We start from the raw sequence: 23,745 nt of genomic DNA on the forward strand, positions 1-23,745 counted from the left end.
TCCGATCTCGATCTTGAGGCCGCCCCCGCCGGCAAGCCGTGCTGCTACGGATCTGATATCACTCAGAGATTCTCGTACCGATTCATATCCAGCACCCCCGCCTCCTGCGGCTCGGTCTCCTGGATGTAATGATCAAGGTCATGGAAATAGGTCCAGAACAGCGGATGGCTGCGGCGCACGCCCCAGCGTTCGACGATCTTCTCGAACGCTTCCTTGTGGTCATGGGCCTTCTCCATCGCATCCACGAAGGCACTCACTTCATTGGCCGGAATGTTGAAGATGAAGTTCGGGTAGCTGCTCAGCACCCCGGGGTAGATCGTCAGGTTGTCCAGCCCCGGCTGATAGCGGTAGGCCTCGCCCAGCAGGAACGCCACGTTACTGTGGGCGCGGTTGCGCAGCATGCTATAGACGATGCGTTTGCCGGTGCCGTCCTGGATCCGCAGCATGGTCGCTTCCGGCAACTGATTGATGACCTTGAGCCCTGCCGCAGGGCGCGCCACCAGCCGGCTCAGCGACTGTTCCACATCGCTGAACACCGGCCCCACGCCCGGACGCGAACAATAGGCGCCCGAGCAGCGGTTGATCGGATCGGGAGCGGCGTTGAGCGTGCCGGCGCGCTCGATCAGCTTGCGCTCGAAGTCGCGCTTGGGGTCCTTCTCGTCCAGCTTCATGCCGGTCGGGGTGTCATCGTCGATGGCCTGATAGTCCAGCCACATCTTCACTTTGCCGCTGTTCTGGTACCAACTGCCCAGGATGTCGTCGCGCTTGTCGGCCGGCATCAGGCGCAGGAAATTGACCTCCGCGCCGTTGCGGATCAGGTCGAAATACAGACGCGTCTGCACCTGATGGGACACGTTGCCGTATACATCGAAGTTCACCACCAACTGGTAATAGGTGCGCTCCAGCAGCGGGTAGTCGAACAGCCACACGGTGGTTGGCAGGTCGCCGATCAGGCCCTTGTTCACCGTGGCGCTGTCGAAGTGACGGAAGATGGTCAGCAGCGCATTGTCGTTGCCCGCCCACAGCGTCGCCCAGCCCGGTGGCGGCATGTGCGCGTAGGCATCGCTGCGCAGGTCTTCGTAGGCGTTGCGCTTGTCGCGGTAGTTGTGCCACAGGCTCAGCACACTGCCCACGTCATCGTCCTGCCCCGGCATCGCCAGCAACGGCGTGGCCTGGGCGCGGTAGGCCGCATCGGTGATGTAGCGATCGTGGGCCGGTTCCTGGAACAGCGCCCAGAAATGGTCGCGAATCACGTCGGTGGCGATCTGCCCTCGGCACACCGGCCCGCGAATGAAGGTGCGCACGAAGTATTCGGCGTTATCCAGCATGAACTGGTAACGGGCCACCGCCGGGATTTCCTTGAAGGTGTCGAACGGGTTGGCCCGACGCTGCGGGCCGTACCCTGGCAACGAGGTGGCGTGCCAGTTGCCGCTGTAGAACAGCTGCTTGACCCGCGCCAGCTTCTGCGGCCCCATCGGGTAGGTGATGTGGGTCTTGTGCACGATCACGCCCTGCACTGGCATCAGGCGGTAATAGAAGGTGGTGCCGGGGTCGTCATCGGGGCGGCGGGTGGCGATCAGGTCCACCGGCTGGCCACTGGGCGTGCGCGAACGGACCCACTGGAAGAAATGCCCCTGCTCGCCGTCGGTGAAATAGATGTGCGCCAGGAACAGGTGCTCGTACAGCCAGCGCGCCACCAGCGCCTCGGTGGAACCGGGACGGTTGAACAGACTTTCCCATTCGTTGATCTGCGCGGCTTCCCCCGGGCTCGGCTGCAGCGGCGTCTGCTCGACCGGCGCACCGGCGGCCAGCCAGGTCTGTAAGGTGTTGTACTGGGCGTCGGTCAAGCCGGTGACCGCCAGCGGCATGCCCTGCCCCGGATGCGACTTGGCGTAGCCCTCGAACTCCTGGGGCAACGGGCACATGTTCTCGCGGTTGAGGCCCAGCACGATGTCATCCGGGAGCTTGGCGTTGGGCACCAGCGGCGCGCTGTGGCCGAACTCCAGCATTTTCGCCAGCAAGGCGGCCTGGTTGCTCTGGCCGTCGAGCACCGAATAGAAGCCCTTCTTGCGCCAGGCCTCAGGCCCCTGGGCGTCGTAGAAAATCCGCGACGGCGCGATCGCCTGGCTGCGGTCGCCCTGGTACACCGGCACCTTTGACGCCCCGCGCAGCACACCTTCGCCGCTGCCCAGGTTCAACTGGCAGGCGGCGTCGTTGCAGGCATGGCAGGCCACGCACTTCTCGGTGAAAATCGGCTGGATGTCGCGGCTGTAGGAAATGGCCGGGTGTGGAGAGACGGGTTGCGCAAGGGGTGACTGCGCGAACGCTGCACCGCAAAACAATAGGGCCAGGGAAATGGCGAACACGCGATGCAACATGGAACGGACGTCCTGAATATTTAAACCTGCGACGATTCTACCCGTGGCGAGCTGCCATCAACATGAGCAGAATTCATGAAAAAGCTGCAACGGTTTAAAAGCGTACAGGTTTGCTATTATTTCGCACCTTTCATCGTCACCTTTTTTGTCTTTTCCTGGTTCGGGTAACCCTATGTCAGATCGCAGCGCGCGTCTTCAAGCACTCCAGCAGGCTCTCAAAGAGCGCATCCTGATACTCGATGGCGGCATGGGCACCATGATCCAGAGCTATCGCCTGGAGGAAGAAGACTACCGCGGCAAACGCTTCCGCGACTGGCCAAGCGACCTCAAGGGCAACAACGACCTGCTGGTGCTGACCCGCCCGGACGTGATTGGCGCCATCGAGAAGGAATACCTGGACGCCGGCGCCGACATCCTCGAAACCAACACCTTCAACGCAACGCAGGTGTCCCAGGCCGACTACGGCATGGAAGCGCTGGTGTACGAACTGAACGTCGAAGGCGCACGCCTGGCGCGTAAGGTGGCCGACGCCAAGACCCTGGAAACCCCGGACCGACCGCGCTTCGTCGCTGGCGTCCTCGGCCCGACCAGCCGCACCTGCTCGCTGTCGCCAGATGTGAACAACCCCGGCTACCGCAACGTCACCTTCGATGAACTGGTCGAGAACTACACCGAGGCTACCAAGGGCCTGATCGAAGGCGGCGCGGACCTGATCCTGATCGAGACCATCTTCGACACCCTGAACGCCAAGGCGGCGATCTTCGCCGTGCAGGGCGTGTTCGACGAGATCGGCTTCGAATTGCCGATCATGATTTCCGGCACCATCACCGACGCCTCGGGCCGTACCCTGTCGGGCCAGACTACCGAAGCGTTCTGGAACTCGGTGCGTCACGCCAAGCCGATTTCCGTGGGCCTGAACTGCGCCCTGGGCGCCAGCGACCTGCGCCCGTACCTGGAAGAGCTGTCGAACAAGGCCGACACCCAGGTCTCCGCCCACCCTAACGCCGGCCTGCCGAACGAATTCGGCGAGTACGACGAAAGCCCGGCCGAGATGGCCGCAGTGGTCGAAGAGTTCGCCCAGAGCGGCTTCCTCAACATCGTCGGTGGCTGCTGCGGCACCACCCCTGCGCACATCAAGGCGATTGCCAACGCGGTGTCCAAATACGCGCCACGGGCCATTCCGGACATCCCGAAAGCCTGTCGCCTGTCGGGTCTTGAGCCGTTCACCATCGATCGCCAGTCGCTGTTCGTCAACGTCGGCGAGCGCACCAACATTACCGGTTCCGCCCGTTTCGCCCGCCTGATCCGTGAAGACAACTACACCGAAGCCCTGGAAGTCGCCCTGCAACAGGTCGAAGCCGGCGCCCAGGTGATCGACATCAACATGGACGAAGGCATGCTGGACTCGAAGAAGGCCATGGTGACCTTCCTCAACCTGATCGCAGGCGAGCCGGACATCTCCCGCGTGCCAATCATGATCGACTCCTCGAAATGGGAAGTGATCGAAGCGGGTCTGAAGTGCATTCAGGGCAAGGGCATCGTCAACTCGATCAGCATGAAAGAAGGCGTCGAGCAGTTCATCCATCACGCCAAACTGTGCAAGCGCTATGGCGCCGCAGTGGTGGTGATGGCGTTCGACGAAGCCGGCCAGGCCGACACCGAAGCGCGCAAGAAGGAAATCTGCAAACGCTCCTACGACATTCTGGTCAACGAAGTGGGCTTCCCGCCGGAAGACATCATCTTCGACCCGAACATCTTTGCCATCGCCACTGGTATCGAAGAGCACAACAACTACGCCGTCGACTTCATCAACGCCTGCGCCTACATCCGTGACGAACTGCCGTATGCCCTGACATCGGGCGGCGTGTCCAACGTATCGTTCTCGTTCCGTGGCAACAACCCGGTGCGCGAGGCGATCCACTCGGTGTTCCTGCTGCACGCGATTCGCAACGGCCTGACCATGGGCATCGTCAACGCCGGCCAACTGGAGATCTACGACGAGATCCCGGGCAAGCTGCGTGAAGCGGTGGAAAACGTGGTGCTCAATGTTGATGCAGAGGGCACCGAAAAACTGCTGGCCATTGCCGACGAGTTCAAGGGCGACGGTTCGGTCAAGGAAGCGGAAACCGAAGAGTGGCGCGGCTGGGAGGTCAACGAGCGCCTCAAGCACGCGCTGGTCAAGGGCATCACCACCCACATCGTCGAAGACACCGAGCTGTCGCGCCAGTCGTTCGCACGCCCGATCGAAGTGATCGAAGGCCCGCTGATGGCCGGCATGAACGTGGTCGGCGACCTGTTCGGCTCGGGCAAGATGTTCCTGCCGCAGGTGGTGAAATCCGCCCGCGTGATGAAACAGGCCGTGGCGCATCTGATCCCGTTCATCGAAGCGGAAAAAGGCGACAAGCCGGAGGCCAAGGGCAAGATCCTGATGGCCACGGTCAAGGGCGACGTGCACGACATCGGCAAGAACATCGTCGGCGTGGTGCTGGGCTGTAACGGCTACGACATCGTCGACCTGGGCGTGATGGTGCCTGCTGAGAAGATCCTGCAGGTGGCCAAGGAAGAGAAATGCGACATCATCGGCCTGTCCGGCCTGATTACCCCGTCGCTCGATGAGATGGTCCACGTGGCCCGCGAGATGCAGCGCCAGAACTTCAGCCTGCCGCTGATGATTGGTGGCGCGACCACCTCCAAGGCGCACACGGCGGTGAAGATCGAGCCCAAGTACAGTAACGATGCGGTGGTCTACGTCACCGACGCCTCCCGCGCGGTGGGTGTAGCGACGCAGTTGCTGTCCAAGGAATTGAAAGCCGGTTTCATCGAGAAGACTCGCGCCGAGTACGTCGAAGTGCGCGAACGCACCTCGGCCCGCAGCGCCCGCACCGAGCGCCTGAGCTACAGCGCGGCTATCGCCAAGAAACCGCAGTTCGACTGGGCCGGGTATGAGCCGGTCAAGCCGACCTTCACCGGGGTCAAGGTGCTGGAAGACATCGACCTGAACGTGCTGGTGGATTACATCGACTGGACGCCGTTCTTCATTTCCTGGGACCTGGCCGGCAAGTACCCGCGCATCCTCACCGACGAAGTGGTGGGCGAAGCGGCGACCTCGCTGTTCAAGGACGCCCAGGAGCTGCTGCGCAAGCTGATCGACGAGAAGCTGATCCGCAGCCGCGCGGTGTTCGGTTTCTGGCCGGCCAACCAGGTGGACCACGACGACATCCAGTTGCTGGACGACAACGGCCAGCCATTGGCGAAACTGCACCACCTGCGCCAGCAGATCATCAAGACCGACGGCAAGCCGAACTTCTCCCTGGCCGACTTCGTGGCGCCAAAAGACAGCGGCGTGACCGACTATGTGGGCGGCTTCATCACCACCGCAGGCATCGGTGCCGAGGAAGTGTCCAAGGCGTATCAGGACAAGGGCGACGACTACAACGCGATCATGGTCAAGGCCCTGGCCGACCGTCTGGCCGAGGCCTGTGCCGAGTGGCTGCACCAGCAGGTGCGCAAAGAGTACTGGGGTTACGCCGCTGATGAGCAATTCGATAACGAGGACCTCATCAAGGAGAAATACGCAGGCATCCGCCCTGCCCCAGGCTACCCGGCCTGCCCTGACCACACCGAGAAAGGCGTGCTGTTCGATCTGCTGGACCCGACCCAGGGCGAAGGCAAACCCGGCATCAGCGGCGTGTTTCTTACCGAGCATTACGCGATGTTCCCGGCGGCAGCGGTCAGCGGCTGGTACTTCGCCCATCCGCAGGCGCAGTATTTTGCCGTGGGCAAGGTCGACAAGGACCAGGTGGAAAGCTACAACGCCCGCAAGGGCCAGGAAATGCGCGTGACCGAACGCTGGCTGGCGCCAAACCTGGGCTACGACGAGTAAGCCCGGCCACCCCGGCGGCGTCTGAACCACCGCTTTCGCGGGCAAGCCCGCTCCCACAGATGTTGCGGTGTTCATCAATTCCGGGGCAGACCCCGACCCACTGTGGGAGCGGGCTTGCCCGCGAAAGCGTCAGACCTTTCACATCGGCGGCGTCTGACCCGACGCCGTCGCGGGCAAGCGCGCTCCTACAGGTGTTGCGGTGTTCATCAATTCCGGGGCAGACCCAGACCCACTGTGGGAGCGGGCTTGCCCGCGAAAGCGTCAGACCTTTCACACCGGCGGCGTCTGACCCGACGCCGTCGCGGGCAAGCGCGCTCCTACAGCGCTCCGGTAGCTTCTGCCCGAAGGGCGTAGCAGCACGGCTTGCCGGCGGGCTGGCGCGCAGCGGCAGTAGATCCTGAGCACGCGGTTTGCCTGACACACCGCAGCAGCCGGTTTTACTGGCGCTGCGCACCAGCCCGCCGGCAAGCCGTGCTGCTACGGGGTGGGATCGTTAGGGCGGCTGGGTTCAAACCAGTTGCCCCCACGCAGGCAATATCGCGGCTATCCTTTCTTCAGCCCTTTTGCCGGCGCTGGAGCGAACATGGACAATCCATCCAACGACCCACCTGACCACAAGCCGCCCACCCTCTGGCAGATGCTGCACAGCGTCATGGCGGCAGCATTCGGAGTGCAAAGCCAGAAGAACCGCGCGCGGGACTTCACCCATGGCAAGCCATCGCACTTCGTGATCCTGGGCATCGTATTCACCGCAGTGTTCGCACTGACCCTGCTGGGCATCGTGCAACTGGTGCTGCACTTCGCCCTGCCCTGAGCCCTGCGTTTTTCAGTTGCTCCCCACCTTCACAAAGGGATACGCGACCCCCTCCGGGCTGCGCCCCTGGGTGAACTGGCGCACATCGATTCCGTAATCGTCCCGGCTGTTGGCCTGCATGAAACGCTGGCTGTCCTTGCGCTCACGAAGCTGCATCGCCGACACACGCCAGGTACCGAAGGGCTGGCGGGTCTGGCTGTCGGCCTTGTCGTAATCATTGAGCAGCACCAGGGCCCAGCCCCCGAGGGTGAAATGCCCGCCGGCGTCGACGCTCAACGTGCCGTCGTGCAACGCCTGCAACGCGGCGGTGGAATCGTTGATGGTGCCCACCAGCACGTCCTTGCCCGGCTGCTTGCCGGTTTCGCGCACGGCGTCCATCACGCCAAATGCCATCAGGTCGCTTGCGGCCCAGATCAGGCTGACGTCGGGATAGCGCTTGAGCAACACCTGCGCCTGCTCGTACGCCCGGTCGCGACGCCAGCCACCGAGCACGATCTGCCGCAACCGCACCTGAGGGAATTCGGCCAGTGCCCGGTAGAGCCCGCGCTCCCGCTGCAGCGACACCGGCGTGCTGTTGGTACCCGAGAACGCCAGCATGTCGATGAACTGCCCCGCCGGCACTGGCGGATGGGATTCGATCAGGCGCCTGGCAACCAGATAGCCGCCCTCTTCATCGTTGGCGACCACGCTGCCGAGAAAATCCGGGTAGCGACTGCGCAGGTCGCCCAGGATGCTCAATTGGTTGGAGGTAAAGGTGTTGTTGACCGCGACCAGCTTGACCCCGCTGCCCACCGACAGGCGCAGCACTTCGGGTGCGACGTTCAACTCGTTGGAGAACACCAGGTAATCAGGTCGGGCAGTGCCTTGCAGCGCCTGGCGCGCGAAGGTCAGCAGCGTGCGGGTATCGCGGTCGGTGTAGTGGATGGTCAGGTTCATGGCCAGCCGGTCGGCGGCAGCCTGCATGAAGCGGGAATAACTGGACCAATACGGATCCTGGGCCGAGCCCGGGTTGAGGAACACCACCGAAGCCGCCCACGCATTACCCAGCCACAACACACCCACGACGAGCATGAGGCAGCCACTGAAAAACCTTGCCATCGGACTCCGAGCCTCACGCCGAAAACGATACAACCGACCTGCATCAGGCCTGCTTATACCTTATCGGCAAGCGTCGGGTAAGCTCTACCCCGCGCATTGATACCCGGTGCCGGCGTTACTGGTGACTCACCCAGAACACCGCAGCGCCTACGACCAGAATGATGATAAAGAGAATCGCCCAGGCGTCTACGTGACTGTCGGACTTGGCAGGTTTAGGGTGGGATCGGCTCATTGCATCGCCTCTTGTCTGTCTTATTGTCGATGAGACATGGAACTGACCGAAGACGGTTGACCCCGGCCTGAACCTGAGTAAAGTCCAGGGTTATCCCTCTCACAAGTGTGGTCATGAGCAGCCGACGGGTTGCTTATCGCTTTTAGCTATTTGCATATAAAGAAACATCACTTTTGCGCATATTCTCAAACTGCTATTGTCCCCCCGGCCTCGTTGGAGGCTGCGCGACCGTGCGCGCAGATTTGTTTCGGACCCTGAATGCAGGCGGCACAGCATCGCCTCTCAGTTGGTCCAAGCAGCAGTGAACCGCCTGAGAACAGGACCACCATGTACGTATATGACGAGTACGATCAGCGGATCGTCGAGGACCGCGTCAAGCAGTTCCGCGACCAGACCCGCCGCTATCTGGCCGGCGAGCTGAGCGAAGAAGAGTTCCGCCCGCTTCGCCTGCAAAACGGCCTCTATGTCCAGCGCTTCGCCCCGATGCTGCGCGTGGCTGTGCCTTACGGCCAGCTGACGGCGCGCCAGGTGCGCATGCTGGCGAAAATCGCCCGCGACTACGACAAGGGCTACGCGCACATCAGCACCCGCCAGAACGTGCAGTTCAACTGGCCGGCGCTGGAAGACATCCCCGACATCCTGGCTGAGCTGGCCACCGTGCAGATGCACGCGATCCAGACCAGCGGCAACTGCCTGCGCAACGTCACCACGGACCAGTTTGCCGGCGTCGCAGCCGACGAGCTGGTTGACCCGCGCCCATGGTGCGAGATCGTGCGCCAGTGGACCACCTTCCACCCTGAATTCGCGTACCTGCCGCGCAAGTTCAAGATCGCGATCAACGGTTCCACCTCCGACCGCGCCGCCATCGAAGTCCACGACATCGGCCTTGAGCCGGTCAAGAACGCCGCTGGCGAACTGGGCTTCCGCGTGCTGGTGGGCGGCGGTCTGGGCCGTACCCCGGTGGTCGGTGCGTTCATCAACGAATTCCTGCCCTGGCAGGACCTGTTGAGCTACCTGGACGCCATCCTGCGGGTCTACAACCGCTACGGCCGTCGCGACAACAAGTACAAGGCCCGGATCAAGATCCTGGTCAAGGCGCTCACGCCTGAAGTCTTCGCCGAAAAAGTCGAGGCCGAAATGGCCCACCTGCGCGGCGGCCAGACCACCCTGACCGAAGCCGAAGTGCATCGCGTCGCCAAGCACTTCGTCGATCCGGAGTACAAGGCACTGGCCGACTACAGCGCCGAACTTGCGAATCTGGACCAGGAGCACGCAGGCTTTGCCCGCTGGCGCTCGCGCAACGTGCTGGCCCACAAGAAGCCGGGCTACGTGGCCGTGACCCTGTCGCTCAAGCCGACGGGCGTTGCGCCTGGCGATGTGACCGACAAGCAGCTGGACGCCATCGCCGATCTGGCCGATCGCTACAGCTTCGGCCAACTGCGCACCTCCCACGAACAGAACATCATTCTGGCCGACGTCGAGCAGAGCCAGTTGTTCACCCTCTGGGGCGAGCTGCGTGAAGGCGGTTTCGCCACGCCGAACATCGGCCTGCTGACCGACATCATCTGCTGCCCGGGCGGCGACTTCTGTTCGCTGGCCAACGCCAAGTCGATCCCGATTGCCGAATCCATCCAGCGCCGTTTCGACGACCTGGACTACCTGTTCGACATCGGCGAACTGGACCTGAACATTTCCGGCTGCATGAACGCCTGTGGTCACCACCACGTCGGCCACATCGGCATTCTGGGCGTGGACAAGAAAGGCGAAGAGTTCTATCAGGTATCCCTGGGTGGCAGCGCCAGCCGCGATGCCAGCCTGGGCAAGATTCTGGGCCCTTCCTTCGCACAGGACGCCATGCCGGATGTGATCGAGAAGCTGATCGACGTCTACGTTGAGAAGCGTACCGAAGACGAGCGCTTCATCGACACCTACCAGCGTATCGGCATCGACCCTTTCAAGGAGCGCGTCTATGCAGCGAATCATTAAGAACAACGAAGTCATCGACGAAACCTGGCACCTGCTGCCCAAGGACACCGAGTTCGACAGCCTGTCCAACTGCGACGACCTGATCGTGCCGCTGACCCTGTGGCGCGACCATGGTCACGCGCTCAAGGCCCGCGACGGCGGCCTGGGCGTATGGCTGGACAGCGACGAAGAAGCCGAGGAAATCGGCGATGACATCAAGCACTTCCAGGTCATCGCACTGAACTTCCCGGCGTTCACCGACGGTCGCAGCTATTCCAATGCGCGCCTGTTGCGTGACCGCTACGGCTTCAAGGGCGAGCTGCGGGCCATTGGCGACGTGCTGCGCGACCAGTTGTTCTACCTGCATCGTTGCGGCTTCGACGCCTTCGCCATCCGCGCGGACAAAGACCCGTACGAAGCGCTGGAGAGCCTCAAGGACTTCTCCGTGACGTACCAGGCTGCAACCGACGAGCCGCTGCCGCTGTTCCGTCGTCGCTAAGCCGATCTTTCGGCCAGCAACAAAAAGCCCCGGTTTCTTACGAAGCCGGGGCTTTTTGTTTGGGACATACACCCAACCCTGTGGGAGCGAGCTTGCTCGCGAAAGGGCCGGTACGTGCAACACATCTTACAAATCCGACCCGACGCCTTCGCGAGCAAGCTCGCTCCCACAGACTCAGCGCAATGAAATCATCGCGGTTTACCAGAACCGCTGCTGGGTCAGGCGGCTCCACCAGCCGGTCACCAGGCGGTCCACCGAGGTGCTGGCCGCAAGGCCGACGCGCTCCTGCAAGCTCTTGCGCTCGGCATAATGCAAATGAAACACCTCGGCGGTCTTGGCCTTGTCGGCCAGATACTCGTCACTGGTCTTCAGTTCGTCCACCAGCAGCTTGTCCTTGGCCGCCATGCCCAGCCACACCTCACCGGTCGCCACTTCATCGATCTGCAACTGCGGGCGGTAGCTGGCGACGAAGTTCTTGAACAGCTCATGGGTGATGTCCAGGTCCTGCTGGAACTTCTCGCGGCCCTTCTCGGTGTTTTCGCCAAACACCGTCAGCGTGCGCTTGTACTCGCCGGCCGTCAGCACTTCAAAGTCGATGTCGTGCTTCTTCAGCAGACGGTTGACGTTGGGGAGTTGTGCCACCACGCCAATGGAACCCAGCACGGCGAAAGGCGCACTGATGATGCGGTTGCCGATGCACGCCATCATGTAGCCGCCGCTGGCCGCGACCTTGTCGATGCAGATGGTCAGCGGAATGCCGGCCTGACGAATCCGCGCCAGTTGCGAGGAGGCCAGCCCGTAGCTGTGGACCATGCCGCCGCCGCTTTCCAGGCGCAGCACCACTTCGTCCTTCTCGGTGGCCAGCGACAGCAACGCGGTGATCTCGTGGCGCATGCTTTCAGTGGCCGACGCCTTGATGTCGCCGTCGAAATCCAGCACATAGACGCGCGGCTTGACCTCGACCTGCTTCTTGTCCTTTTTCAGTTCCTTGGCCTGGGACTTGCGCAGCGCCTTGAGCCGCGCCTTGTCCAGCAGCGAGCCTTCCAGGCGGTCACGCAGGCCCTTGTAGAAATCGTTGAGTTTGGTCACATGCAACTGCCCGCCACCACCACGGCGACCGCGGCCGCGCAGCGAAGCGATGACAATCAGCACCATGACGATGGCAACCACCACGGTCACGGTCTTTGCCAGGAAGCTGGCGTAATCGAAAATGAACTCCACAGAGGCTCCTTACCTGCACGTCAGAACCTTGAACCAAGGCCCGTTCACAAATCGCGAATGACCCCAGCATACCGGCGCGCCTCGCGCCGGGCCAGCTACACGACTGTCAAAGATCATGACAATCGCACAATTCAAACAAGCGTATGTTTTTTTATTGACAGACCCCGCGCCCTGCTCATAACCTCGCTTCACTTTCAGCGTGTCGGGATGACGCGAACGTGGGCAGCATCTACCTCATAAGACATGGCCAGGCCTCCTTTGGTGCGGACGATTACGACGTTCTGTCGCCCACCGGCTATCGTCAGGCAGAAGTGCTCGGCGCGCACCTGGCACAACTGGGTCTGAGCTTCGACCGTTGCATCAGCGGCAGCCTGTTCCGCCAGCGTCATACGGGCGAAACGGTGATGGCCCAGCTGGACGCCGCCGGTTTCAAACAGCCCGCGCTGGAAATCGACCCCGGCTTCAATGAATTCGATGCCGAAGGCGTGATCCGCGCGCTGCTGCCGGCGATGCTTCCCGATGAACCCGAAGCGCTGGAGATCATGCGCAACGCCGCGCACAACCGCGCCGAGTTCCAGCGTCTGTTCGCGCTGATCATTGGCCGCTGGCTGGGCGGCGAGCACGACACCCCGGCACTGCAAAGCTGGCTGGCATTCGTCGCCCAGGCGCAGGCTGGCCTTGGGCGGATTCTCGACAGCGCAGCCCCTGGCGAGCGCATCGCCGTGTTCACTTCCGGCGGCACCATCACCGCCCTGCTCCACCAGATCACCCAGATGCCTGCGCTGCAGGCGTTCGAGCTCAACTGGCAAATCGTCAACACTTCGCTTAACCACCTGAAATTCCGTGGTCGCGAGGTGTCCCTGGCTTCCTTCAACAGTAGCGCCCATCTGCAACTGATGAAGGCGCCGGAGCTCATCACCTACCGCTGAGCCCGGCCAAACGCACCGCAAGGTGCCTGCAAATCACTTATCTAAAAGGATGACACCATGACTTCCGTAGCCGATGCCGTACAAGCCATGAAAGCCAAGTTCGACCCAAGCGCCGCTGCCGGCCTGGACCTGGTGTTCGGTTTCCGTATCGACGAATCCAAGCACTTCTCGCTGATCGTCAAGGACAAGACCTGCGAACTGCAAGAAGGCGAAAACCCTGACGCCCAGGTGACTCTGGTGATGGACGGCGAGACCCTGGCGGGCATCGTTTCCGGCGAAACCGACGGCATGCAGGCCTTCATGGGCGGCAAGCTGCGCGCCGAAGGCGACATGATGCTGGCGATGAAGCTGAGCGAGCTGTTTCCGTCGTAAAACCTGCCGATTCCCCGTAGCAGCACGGCTTGCCGGCGGGAGCGGTGTGTCATTCAACCCATGAGTGACAGACCCACCGCTCCCGCCGGCAAGCCGTGCTGCTACGAGGGGATGATCAGAAAAAACCGAAGTGTTCTCGCTTCGGTTTTTTTTGCTCTACGGTTTATGCACACCGCGAATCAAAGCGGCTGATCGCCCTGTAACACGCTCGCCTATAAGGCCCCGTGCACGTTGTTCCAGAGCCTTGCGCGCATTAGATTAGCCAATGATCCTGACCAACCAAAATAAACAGCAGGGATAAGCATGGCCTTAACCGACCAGTCCACCCAGGTTCGATCCGGCGAAGAACTCGACGCTGCGCTTATCGACCCTTACCTCAAGGCCCACATTCCGGGCCTGCGTGGCGAGCCGCAGATCAGCCAGTTTCCCGGCGGGGCCTCCAACCTTACCTACCTGTTGGCCTACCCCGATCAGGAGTTCGTCCTGCGCCGTCCGCCCTTCGGCCACAAGGCCAAGAGCGCCCACGACATGGGCCGCGAATTCCGCATTCTCAACCAGCTCAAGGACGCCTTCCCTTACTGCCCCAAGGCCTACGTGCACTGCACCGATGAAGCGGTACTCGGCGCCGAGTTCTACGTCATGGAGCGGGTCAAGGGCATCATCCTGCGCTCCGAGTTGCCCGCCGAACTGAATTTCGACGCCGCCCAGACCGAGGCCCTGTGCAAGAGCTTCATCGACAAACTGGTAGACCTGCACCAGGTCGACTACAACGCCTGCGGCCTGGGCGATCTGGGCAAGCCCCAGGGTTACGTCGAGCGGCAGATTCGCGGCTGGACCGAGCGCTATGAGAAGGCCCGCACCGCCGATGCGCCAAGCTGGGAGAAGGTCGCGCGCTGGCTGGACGACAAGAAGCCTGCCGACCACCCGGTGTCGAGCCTGGTCCATAACGACTACCGCTTCGACAACGTGATCCTCGACCCCGCCAACCCGATGCAGATCATCGGCGTGCTCGATTGGGAGCTGACCACCCTGGGCGATCCGCTGATGGACCTGGGCAACAGCCTGGCGTACTGGATCGAAGCCGATGACCCTGCACCCGTGCAGATGATGCGCCGCCAGCCCAGCCATGCGCCGGGCATGCTGACCCGCGAGCAGTTCGTGGCCTACTACGCGGAACGCTCGGGAATCCGCATCGACAATTTCGATTTCTACTACACCTACGGCCTGTTCCGCCTGGCCGGGATCGTGCAGCAGATCTACTACCGGTTTTTCCACGGCCAGACCCAGGACAAGCGCTTCGCCCAGTTCATCCACATGAACAAGCTGCTGGAACACATGGCCCTGCAGGTCATCGACCGCTCCGCGCTCTAACCTCTGACGATTGCGACACGATAAGGAAGACAACATGTCCAAGACCCACTTGTTCGACCTCGATGGCAAGATCGCCTTCGTTTCCGGCGCCAGCCGCGGTATCGGCGAGGCCATCGCCAAGCTGCTCGCGCAGCAAGGCGCCCACGTCATCGTCTCCAGCCGCAAGATCGAAGGCTGCCAGCAGGTGGCCGATGCGATCATCGCTGACGGCGGCAAGGCCACTGCGATTGCCTGCCACATCGGTGAAATGGAGCAGATCACCTCGGTGTTCGCGCGCATTCGTGAGGAATTCGGTCGGCTGGACATCCTGGTCAACAACGCGGCCACCAACCCGCAGTTCTGCAATGTGCTGGACACTGACCTGGGCGCGTTCCAGAAGACCGTGGACGTGAACATTCGCGGCTATTTCTTCATGTCCGTGGAAGCCGGCAAGCTGATGCGCGAGCACGGCGGCGGCAGCATCATCAACGTGGCGTCGATCAACGGCGTTTCGCCGGGTATCTTCCAGGGCATCTATTCGGTGACAAAGGCTGCGGTCATCAACATGACCAAGGTGTTCGCCAAGGAATGCGCGCAGTTCGGCATTCGTTGCAATGCGCTGCTGCCGGGCCTGACCGACACCAAATTCGCCTCGGCGCTGGTCAGCAACGAGAAGATCCTCAATACCGCGCTGCAGCAGATCCCGCTCAAGCGCGTGGCCGATCCGGGCGAGATGGCCGGCACCGTGCTGTACCTGGCCAGCGATGCGTCGAGCTACACCACCGGCGTGGCGTTGAATGTGGATGGCGGGTTTCTGTCCTGACCCCCGACGCCTGTAGGAGCGCGCTTGCCCGCGAATGCGCCATTTCAGGCGGCACAACGTGCGCAGGCACACCGCCATCGCGGGCAAGCGCGCTCCTACAGGGCTGAGGTGAATTTGAGGGTTCGCTGATGGAATAATGATTCCATCCGAGCCCGGCAGCGAATACATTTTCCGCATAACAACATCCCGTCAAAGGAACTGCTGTCATGCGCGAATCGACTCTCCCCACCCTGGGCATCGGCCTGATCGGCACGGGCTTCATGGGCCGGGCTCACGCCCTGGCGTTCCAGAATGCCCGCACCACCTTCGATCTCCCGGTCAACCTCAAACTCAGCGCCCTGGCCGACGCCGATGCCGCCCGCGCCGAACAATGCGCCCACTCCTGGGGTTTCGAGCGCAGCCACGCTGACTGGCAACAGTTGATCGCCGATCCGGCCGTGGACCTCGTGGCCATCACCACCCCCAACCATCTGCACTACCCCATGGCCATGGCCGCGCTGGAAGCGGGCAAGGCGGTGTACTGCGAAAAGCCCTTGGCGGTGAGCCTTGAGCAAGCCCGGGCCATGCAGCAGGCCGCGCAAAAGGCCGGCGTAGTGACGCGGGTCGGCTACAACTACCAGCACAACCCGATGATCGGCCTGGCCCGGCAGATGATCGAAAGCGGTGAGCTGGGGCAGATCATCAGCTTTCAGGGCGAGTTCAGCGAAGACTTCATGGGTGATCCGCAGCAGCCGTGGTCCTGGCGTTGCGAGCAGGCCCACGCCGGTGGTGCGCTGGCGGACCTGGGCAGTCATTTGCTGGCCATGGCCCGCTATCTGTTGGGCGATGTCGAAGCGGTGTGCGCCGACGCCCAGACAGTTCACGGCCAACGCCCGGCGAGCAAGGGCAGTCACGAGCAGCGTGCGATCGGCATCGACGACCAGACCTACGCCCTGCTGCGCTTTGCCAATGGCGCGCGGGGCACCTTTGCCAGCAGTTGGCTCAAGCATGGGTACAAGAACCACCTGAGCTTCGAGATCAGCGGCACGCTGGGGACTCTGTCGTTCGATCAGGAACGCCTGAACGAGCTGCGGCTGTATCGCGCGGGGGCGCCGGGGCGTGATGGTTTCCAGCGGATTCTGGCGGGCCCCACGCAAGCCGGTTATGCCGCTTTCTGCCCAGCGCCGGGGCACCAGTTGGGGTACAACGAGTTGAAGACCCTTGAGGTCCATGCCCTGATCCAGGCGTTTTGCGGGAAAGGCAACGAAGGGCCGGATTTTGCCGAGGCCCTTGAGGTGGAACGGCTGACCAGTGCCATCCGCATCGCGGCCAGGGAGATGCGGTGGGTGACGGTTTCGGATGTCTGATGCCCCTTGGCGATGTGACCTCAAGATCGCTCCCGCGGGCAAGCCCGGCTGCTACGGGATCGGGGGGCACAAACAATCCCGTAGCAGTCCGGCTTGCCGGCGTGGCGGCCTGGAAATCGCTGACGCCGGCGAGCCGGACTGCTACGCGAGAATCGGCGTTTCCGAAATCCGGGGATCACCGCCGACCCGTAGCAGCACGGCTTGCCGGCGGGGGCGGCCTCGAGGTCGTCATCACTCTCAAGCCGGGCTTATTCATTCGCAGGCTCGCTGGTAGAATGCCGCGCTTCCGGGCAGCCATTCTGCCCGTCTGCCAAGTAAGCCCTTGCCCATGCCGTTCGAACTCACCGTAGATCCCACCACGCTGCTGGTGCTCGCCCTTGTCGCCTTCGTTGCCGGTTTCATCGATGCCATCGCCGGTGGCGGCGGATTGCTGACCACCCCTGCCTTGCTCACTGCCGGTCTGCCACCGCACCTGGTGCTGGGCACCAACAAGCTCAGCTCGACCTTCGGTTCGGCCACGGCAAGCTTCACCTTCTACCGGCGCAAGCTGTTCCATCCCGCGCAATGGAAACGCGGCCTGATCGGCACGCTGATCGGTGCACTGGTGGGCGCCGTCGTCGCGCATTACCTGCCCGCCGAACTGCTCAACCAGATGCTGCCGGTGATCGTCTTCGCCTGCGGCCTGTACCTGCTGTTCGGCGGCACACCCAAGGCGCCGCTGGACAGCGACGCGCCGATCAAGACCCGCTGGCAGTTTCCCCAGGGTTTCGGCCTGGGCTTCTACGACGGTGTCGCAGGCCCCGGCACCGGCGCATTCTGGACCGTCAGCACGCTGCTGATGTACCCGGTGGATCTGGTCAAGGCCAGCGGCGTGGCGCGCAGCATGAACTTCGTCAGCAACGCGGCGGCCCTGACGATCTTCGCCATCAACGGCTCGGTGGACTGGGCGATTGGCCTGGTCATGGGCTCGGCGCTGATGGTCGGCGCGTTCCTGGGTGCCCGCACCGCCATCCAGGGCGGCGCGAAGTTCATCCGCCCGGTGTTCATCACCGTGGTACTGGCGTTAACCGTCCGCCTGGCCTGGCAGCACTGGTTTAGCTAAACCCAGGCGCTCGGCCAGATACAGGTCGATGAGGTAACGCGCAATGGAACGGCTTGCCGGTAACGGCGGCATGTCGTGAATGCTGAACCATTGCGCATCTTCGATCTCGTCGGCCTGGGGCACGATGTCGCCGCTTTCATACTCGGCGTGGAAACCCAGCATCATCGAGTGCGGGAACGGCCAGCACTGGCTGCCCTTGTACTGGATGTTCCTGACCTTGATCCGCACCTCCTCCATCACCTCGCGGCGCAGGCAATCCTCGGCCGATTCCCCCGGCTCGGCAAAGCCTGCAAGGGTGCTGTAGACCCCCGTGACGAAACGCGGCGAGCGCGCCAGCAGCACTTCATCGCCGCGGGTCACCAGCACGATCATGCTCGGTGAAATGCGCGGATAGGCGCGCAGGTCGCAGTCCTTGCAGTACATCGCCCGCTCGCCCGGCACTTGGGTCGTCGCCTGGCCGCAACTGCCGCAAAAGCGGTGTTCCCGCGCCCAGGTGCTGATCTGCGCGGCGTAACCGAGTTTCTGGAAAACGTCGATGTCATCCGCCAGCATGAACTGACGCAACGTCTGCCAGTGGGTGCCAGGCAGCTCCACCGCGTGCTTGAGCACCTGCACATAGACCGGCTCGCCGTCGAAATGGCCGATGCCATGCTCGCTGAGCAAAGGCAGATCCTGCTGCTTGAGCCACTGACGGGGGAACATCACCCCGTTGCCGTCGAGCATGAAGCCCTGATCACTGTGAACTACGGCCCAACCGCCTGCGCTCTGGGTGTCGAGCACAGCGGTGGTCCAACGCCTGGGGCGCGTCATGAAAGCACTCCTCTAATGGGCAACCCTCGCCGCTCGGCGCGCGCCCACAGAGGTGCGCGTCAGGTTCGGCGGCGTCGGGTGCCTGCGAATCCGGGGTTGCCGGTCAATTGTCGAAGACCGGCTTCTGTTTGCCCATGTGGGCAACCATGGCCAGTTTAAGGTCCGCTGATTGCAACATGGCAGCGTTCCACGTGGCAACGTATTCAAGCCCGTCATCGACACTGTGGTCGCGCATGTAGCCGATCATCCGCTTGCTGCCGGCGACGGCAATCGGCGACTTGGCGGCGATTTCCCTGGCGATGCCAAACACGCCTTCGAGCAACTGTTCATGATCGGCGAAGGTGCGGTTGACCAGGCCGATGCGCAGCGCTTCGCTGGCGTCCACGTTGCGCCCGGTGTAGGCCATCTCGCGCATCATGCCGTCGCCGATCAGCCGGGGCAGGCGCTGCAGGGTGCCGACATCGGCGGCCATGCCCATGTCGATTTCGCGGATGGAAAACAGCGCGTCGTCGGCTGCGTAACGCATGTCGCAGGCGCTGACCAGGTCGATGGCGCCACCGATGCAGTAGCCCTGCACCGCCGCCAGCACCGGCTTGCTGCAACGGTCGACCACGCTGAACGACTCCTGCATCTGCAGGATCTTGCGCCGCAGCATCCGGGCGTTGCGGCCCACGTCCTTGCCCAGTTCGTTGGCCACCTGGGCCAGCATCATCAGGTCGATGCCTGAAGAAAAATGCTTGCCCGCACCGCTGAGCACCACCGCGCGGATTTCATCGGTGTCTTCGATCCAGTGGAAAATATCGACGATCTCGCTCCAGAACGCCGCGTTCATGGCGTTGATCTTTTCCGGGCGATTGATTTGCACGTGGGCGATGTGGTCGGTCAGTTCGACCTTGAAAGCGCTGTAGTCGGACACGGCGAAGATCCTTGAATGGCCTGCGGTGGGTGTGAAATCCAGACGGGCGACTATATCAAGCCCGTTTTTCGGTCGCAGGCCACGGTTGCGCCATTTGCCGGACCAATGCCGAGCAGAATCAGTGACCGTCCATGTCTGCCCTGGCCCGAAGAATGGAACCGCCGCCTGGCTGTACGGTCCAGAATGATGGCAGCGAGCAATCGCACATCCTTGTCATGTTCGTTGCCCCGGCGGCAGTCTCAGGACGGCTCGCCACTCTTTCTCAAGTCGCATGAGGGCGATACTTGACTACATCAAAAGCAGCAACCGGCATCGTGGGCCTGGACGACATTCTGTCCGGCGGTCTTTCACGCAGCCACGTCTTCCTTCTGGAAGGCGAACCCGGCACCGGCAAGACCACCGTTGCCCTGCAATTTCTGCTGGCAGGCGCTGCAGCGGGCGAGCGTTGCCTGTACATCACGCTGTCGGAGACCGAGCGCGAACTGCGCGACGGCGCCCGCTCCCACGGCTGGGAACTGGACGAGCAGATCAGCGTGTTCGAGCTTACCCCGCCCGAAGACCTGCTCAATGCCGAGCACCAGCAGAGCCTGCTGTACTCCTCGGACCTTGAGCTGGGCGAGGCCACCCGGCAGATCTTCGACATCGTCGAGCAGGTCAAGCCGTCGCGAGTGGTGATCGACAGCCTCTCGGAAATCCGCCTGCTGGCCCAGAGTTCGCTGCGCTATCGTCGGCAGATCCTGGCGATCAAGCACTACTTCTCGCGGTATGACGCCACCGTCATCCTGCTCGATGACCTGACCACCGAACTGCTGGACAAGACCGTGCACAGCGTGGCCCACGGCGTGATCCGCCTTGAGGAACTGACCCCCAACTACGGTGCCGAGCGTCGGCGTCTGCGGGTGGTCAAGTATCGCGGCCAGCGCTATCGCGGCGGTTATCACGACTTCAACATCCTGGAAGATGGCGTACATGTGTTCCCGCGCCTGGTGGCTGCCGAGCACCGCTCCGCCTACCGGAGCAACCAGTTGAGCAGCGGCATCGAGGAACTGGACGCGTTGCTCGGTGGTGGCGTCGACAGCGGCTCCAGCACCCTGATCCTCGGCCCTGCCGGTACCGGCAAGTCGCTGGTCAGCCTGGTGTTTGCAGCTGCCGCCGTGATGCGCGGCGAGCGGGTTGGCCTGTTCATCTTCGATGAAGAAATCGGCCTGCTGTTCGAGCGCATGCGCAAGGTCGGGATCGATCTGGCTGCGCTGCAGGAAACCGGCAATCTGCTGATCGAACAAGTGGACGCCGCCGAACTGTCACCCGGTGAGTTCTCCCACCGTGTACGGCGCAGTGTCGATGAGTTGCAGATTCGCACTGTGGTCATCGACAGCGTCAACGGCTACCGCGCCGCCATGCCCGAAGAAAATGCGCTGGTGCTGCACATCCATGAGCTGCTGCTGTACCTTAATCGCCAGGGTGCATCGACGTTCATCACCGTGGCGCAACACGGCCTGGTCGGTGACATGCAATCGCCGGTGGACATCACTTACCTGGCCGATACCGTGATCCTGTTGCGCTACTTCGAGGCGCTGGGCAAGGTGCGTCGAGCCATCTCGATCATCAAGAAGCGCACCGGCAGCCACGAATCGACCATCCGGGAATACCGCATCAGCCGCAACGGCCTTAGAATCGGCATGCCGCTGGAAGCCTTCCAGGGCGTCTTGCGCGGGGTGCCGCAGTACCTTGGCGAAAACAATCCGCTACTGCAGGATGAGGAAGTGTGAGCACACCGGGACAACTATCAGAACGGGCAATCATTCTCGCGCCCCACGGCCGCGACAGCCAGATTGCCTTGATGATCCTGCAGGAAGCAGGCTTCCCGGCACTGGTCACCCACGATCTGGCGGGCCTGTGTCGGGAGATGGCATCCGGTGCCGGCCTTGCCATCGTCGCCGACGAGGCGCTGCGCGGTGTCGATCTCAATCCATGGCTGACGCTCCTGGCGAACCAGCCTGCCTGGTCCGACCTGCCCATCGTGCTGCTGACCCGCCACGGTGGGCCGGAACACAACCCTTCTGCGCGGCTTGGCAAGATGCTGGGCAATGTGACCTTTCTCGAGCGGCCGTTTCACCCGGCGACCCTGGTCAGCCTAGTCACCACAGCCGTGCGCGGCCGGCGCCGACAGTACGAAGCCCGCAGCCGCATGGAGGATCTGCTCGAAAGCGAGCAGCGCCTGCAACACGCGCTCAAGGCCGGACGGCTGGGTTCATGGCAACTGGAAGCCGAGCACTTGCAGCTCGATTGCTCGGCGATCAGCAAAGTGCACTTCGGACGCGATGAGCACGCATCGTTCAGCTACCACGACTGGCTGGAGTCGGTGTACCCGGAGGATCAGCCGCGCATGCAGTCCACGCTGCAGCACACGCTGGACAGCGGCGAAGATTTCATCATCGAGTTTCGCAACGTCTGGGCCGATGGCTCGCTGCACTGGGTTGACGCCCGCGCCCGGGCCATTCGCGGACGCAATGGCAGGGTCAGCCTGCTGGTGGGCGTGACCTCGGACATCACCGAGCGCAAACGGGCTGAAACCCAGTTGCGGCGCCTCAACGAAACCCTCGAGCAACAGGTCGAGGAGCGCACCTCGCAGTTGCGCCACAACGAGGAAGTGCTGCGCCAGTCGCAGAAAATGGAAGCGGTCGGCCAGCTCACCGGCGGCATCGCCCACGACTTCAACAACATGCTCACCGGCATCATCGGCAGCCTTGAACTGCTGCGGCGGCGGATCGCCCGTGGCCGCACCGACGACCTGGACGGCCTGATCGACCTGGGCGTGACCTCGGCCAATCGCGCCGCCGCCCTCACCCATCGGCTGCTGGCGTTCTCCCGGCGTCAGTCGCTGGACTCAAAGCCGGTGGAGATGAACGAGCTGGTGCGCTCCATGGGTGAACTGCTGCACCGCAGCGTCAATGAAAGCATCAGCCTGGACATGTGCCTGGACCCGCAACTGTGGACCGCCGAGGCCGACCCCAACCAGCTCGAAAGCGCCCTGCTCAACCTGGTGCTCAATGCCCGGGACGCCATGCCCAACGGCGGCATGCTGATGATCGAAACCTTCAACCGCAACCTGGACCGGCACTTCACCAACGCCCACGAGAATCTGCTGCCCGGGGATTACGTGGTGCTGAGCGTCACGGACACCGGCAGCGGCATGCCGGAAAACGTGATCAACCGCGCCTTCGATCCATTCTTCACCACCAAACCGATTGGCCAGGGCACCGGGCTGGGCCTGTCGATGATCTATGGCTTCAGCAAGCAGTCCCACGGTCATGTGTCCATCGACAGCCAGGTGGGCCATGGCACCACCGTGCAACTGTTCCTGCCCCGCTTCCATGGCAATAAGGATGAGGCGGACGTGGCGCTGGATCACCCACCGGCCGGGGCGCTGGAGGGCGAGACGATTCTGATTGTCGAGGACGATCCGGCGGTGCGGGCGCTGGTCAGCCAGGTCCTCGGCGAGTTGGGCTATGCGTATCTGGAAGCGGCAGACGCGGTGGGTGCGGTGCCCATCCTGGAGTCTGGCCAGCGTATCGATCTGATGATCAGCGACGTCGGCCTGCCAGGCATGAACGGCCGGCAACTGGCCGATATCGGCCGCCAGATGCGGCCTGAACTCAAGGTGCTGTTCATCACCGGCTACGCGGAAAACGCAGGCGTCAGGGCGGGCTTCCTCGAGACCGGCATGCAGATGATCACCAAGCCCTTCGCCTTCGACCAGTTGACGGCCAAGGTCCGCGAAATGATCGAGGGCTGAGCCCGGCCTTGCCCTCGGGGTCGTCCTCGAAAACGTCCCCGCCGGCAAGCCGTGCTGCTACGGATTCTGTGGCGTTCACACCACCTCACCAGCCTACACCGCCCCGTAGCAGCCGGGCTTGCCCGCGGGGGCTTCCTCAAGATCGTCCCCGCCAGCAAGCCGTGCTGCTACGGGTTTGAGTTGTTCTGTCGAACGGCAGGATGCAGTATTC

At 62.7% G+C, this 23,745-nt stretch carries 17 protein-coding genes; 12 read left to right on the top strand and 5 right to left on the bottom strand.

Translation table 11 applies throughout. From position 1 onward, the window contains the following. Window positions 1-62 precede the first annotated feature (62 nt). Complete coding sequence (locus NPS29_RS01585; protein WP_274130286.1) at window positions 63-2,378, bottom strand: fatty acid cis/trans isomerase; 2,316 nt, start codon at window positions 2,376-2,378, stop codon at window positions 63-65. A 172-nt stretch (window positions 2,379-2,550) separates the two neighbouring features. On the opposite strand from NPS29_RS01585, the gene metH reads away from it, so the two are divergent. After that, complete coding sequence (gene metH, locus NPS29_RS01590; protein WP_274130288.1) at window positions 2,551-6,261, top strand: methionine synthase; 3,711 nt, start codon at window positions 2,551-2,553, stop codon at window positions 6,259-6,261. 583 nt (window positions 6,262-6,844) lie between these two features. Further along, window positions 6,845-7,075: a DUF2970 domain-containing protein gene (locus NPS29_RS01595; RefSeq protein WP_274130290.1), complete on the top strand. Its 231-nt coding sequence runs from the start codon at window positions 6,845-6,847 to the stop codon at window positions 7,073-7,075. A 12-nt stretch (window positions 7,076-7,087) separates the two neighbouring features. Here NPS29_RS01595 and NPS29_RS01600 read toward each other — a convergent pair whose 3' ends face one another. Beyond that, window positions 7,088-8,173: an ABC transporter substrate-binding protein gene (locus NPS29_RS01600; protein WP_274130292.1), complete on the bottom strand. Its 1,086-nt coding sequence runs from the start codon at window positions 8,171-8,173 to the stop codon at window positions 7,088-7,090. A 559-nt stretch (window positions 8,174-8,732) separates the two neighbouring features. On the opposite strand from NPS29_RS01600, the gene NPS29_RS01605 reads away from it, so the two are divergent. Both NPS29_RS01605 and NPS29_RS01610 read left to right on the top strand, forming a co-directional pair. Then, complete coding sequence (locus NPS29_RS01605) at window positions 8,733-10,391, top strand: nitrite/sulfite reductase (protein ID WP_274130293.1); 1,659 nt, start codon at window positions 8,733-8,735, stop codon at window positions 10,389-10,391. Further along, complete coding sequence (locus NPS29_RS01610) at window positions 10,375-10,869, top strand: DUF934 domain-containing protein (protein WP_274130295.1); 495 nt, start codon at window positions 10,375-10,377, stop codon at window positions 10,867-10,869. Before NPS29_RS01605 ends, NPS29_RS01610 begins: the two co-directional genes overlap by 17 nt. A 198-nt stretch (window positions 10,870-11,067) precedes the next feature. Here NPS29_RS01610 and sohB read toward each other — a convergent pair whose 3' ends face one another. Further along, a complete protein-coding gene (gene sohB / locus NPS29_RS01615) occupies window positions 11,068-12,090 on the bottom strand; it encodes a protease SohB (RefSeq protein ID WP_274130297.1) in 1,023 nt (340 codons plus the stop codon). Window positions 12,091-12,308: 218 nt separating this feature from the next. On the opposite strand from sohB, the gene NPS29_RS01620 reads away from it, so the two are divergent. The 6 genes from NPS29_RS01620 (at window position 12,309) to NPS29_RS01645 (ending at window position 18,012) form a co-directional block, all read left to right on the top strand. Next, window positions 12,309-13,019 carry a histidine phosphatase family protein gene (locus NPS29_RS01620; RefSeq protein WP_274130298.1) on the top strand — a complete coding sequence of 237 codons (711 nt, stop codon included), beginning with the start codon at window positions 12,309-12,311 and terminating at the stop codon, window positions 13,017-13,019. 57 nt (window positions 13,020-13,076) lie between these two features. After that, window positions 13,077-13,391 carry an SCP2 sterol-binding domain-containing protein gene (locus NPS29_RS01625; protein WP_274130299.1) on the top strand — a complete coding sequence of 105 codons (315 nt, stop codon included), beginning with the start codon at window positions 13,077-13,079 and terminating at the stop codon, window positions 13,389-13,391. Between the two features lie 303 nt (window positions 13,392-13,694). Then, window positions 13,695-14,762 (top strand): phosphotransferase family protein, encoded by a 1,068-nt coding sequence (locus tag NPS29_RS01630; RefSeq protein WP_274130301.1) that lies wholly within the window; start codon window positions 13,695-13,697, stop codon window positions 14,760-14,762. A gap of 34 nt (window positions 14,763-14,796) precedes the next feature. Beyond that, the gene (locus NPS29_RS01635) at window positions 14,797-15,564 is read left to right on the top strand and encodes an SDR family oxidoreductase (protein ID WP_274130303.1); all 768 of its coding nucleotides are present in this window, start codon (window positions 14,797-14,799) and stop codon (window positions 15,562-15,564) included. Between the two features lie 206 nt (window positions 15,565-15,770). Beyond that, on the top strand, window positions 15,771-16,910 hold the full coding sequence (locus NPS29_RS01640; protein WP_274130304.1) for a Gfo/Idh/MocA family protein: 1,140 nt from the start codon (window positions 15,771-15,773) through the stop codon (window positions 16,908-16,910). Between the two features lie 328 nt (window positions 16,911-17,238). Further along, window positions 17,239-18,012 (top strand): TSUP family transporter, encoded by a 774-nt coding sequence (locus NPS29_RS01645; protein ID WP_274130305.1) that lies wholly within the window; start codon window positions 17,239-17,241, stop codon window positions 18,010-18,012. Here NPS29_RS01645 and nudC read toward each other — a convergent pair. Both nudC and NPS29_RS01655 read right to left on the bottom strand, forming a co-directional pair. Continuing rightward, window positions 17,974-18,822, bottom strand: coding sequence for an NAD(+) diphosphatase (gene nudC / locus NPS29_RS01650; RefSeq protein WP_274130308.1), 849 nt, complete (start codon window positions 18,820-18,822; stop codon window positions 17,974-17,976). The genes NPS29_RS01645 and nudC overlap by 39 nt on opposite strands. Window positions 18,823-18,925: 103 nt before the next feature. After that, complete coding sequence (locus NPS29_RS01655) at window positions 18,926-19,738, bottom strand: crotonase/enoyl-CoA hydratase family protein (RefSeq protein ID WP_274130310.1); 813 nt, start codon at window positions 19,736-19,738, stop codon at window positions 18,926-18,928. Window positions 19,739-20,022: 284 nt separating this feature from the next. Between NPS29_RS01655 and NPS29_RS01660 the strand changes: the two genes are divergently transcribed. After that, window positions 20,023-21,507 (top strand): ATPase domain-containing protein, encoded by a 1,485-nt coding sequence (locus NPS29_RS01660; protein ID WP_274130311.1) that lies wholly within the window; start codon window positions 20,023-20,025, stop codon window positions 21,505-21,507. Beyond that, window positions 21,504-23,534, top strand: a complete 2,031-nt coding sequence (locus NPS29_RS01665; protein WP_274130312.1) for a response regulator — start codon at window positions 21,504-21,506, stop codon at window positions 23,532-23,534. Before NPS29_RS01660 ends, NPS29_RS01665 begins: the two co-directional genes overlap by 4 nt. The last annotated feature ends 211 nt before the right edge of the window (window positions 23,535-23,745 follow it).

The sequence above is a fragment of the Pseudomonas putida genome, from assembly GCF_028682175.1.
Taxonomy (GTDB): domain Bacteria; phylum Pseudomonadota; class Gammaproteobacteria; order Pseudomonadales; family Pseudomonadaceae; genus Aquipseudomonas; species Aquipseudomonas putida_AD.